Origin of the sequence: Brevibacillus sp. FIR094 (genome assembly GCF_050477165.1) — a bacterium.
GTDB lineage: Bacteria > Bacillota > Bacilli > Brevibacillales > Brevibacillaceae > Brevibacillus.
Genome location: NZ_JBEAES010000104.1, coordinates 1 through 329, shown reverse-complemented (window position 1 = coordinate 329; position 329 = coordinate 1). Strand labels below are relative to the sequence as shown.

The window sequence follows — 329 nt, the reverse complement described above, 5'->3', positions numbered from 1 at the left end:
CGTAACAAGGTATCCGTACCGGAAGGTGCGGATGGATCACCTCCTTTCTATGGAGATACGACGATTAACGCACATTCGCTGTTCAGTTTTGAGGGAGCATCAACTCCCTGACGTATATAGTACTTTGAAGTGCCGAAGTTTTTGGCCTTTGGAGTAGTACGTCTTTTTTTGTGGGTTACGAGGGCCTATAGCTCAGTTGGTTAGAGCGCACGCCTGATAAGCGTGAGGTCGGCTGTTCGAGTCAGCCTAGGCCCACCACTAAATATTACCCAGTATGGGGCTGTAGCTCAGTTGGGAGAGCGCCTGCCTTGCAAGCAGGAGGTCATCGG

1 tRNA gene is annotated in these 329 nt (G+C 51.1%); it reads left to right on the top strand.

What is annotated here, in order from left to right:
• The first annotated feature begins 181 nt into the window (after positions 1–181).
• Positions 182–258: transfer RNA gene (locus tag ACQ5DJ_RS30060), tRNA-Ile, on the top strand.
• Positions 259–329 lie beyond the last annotated feature (71 nt).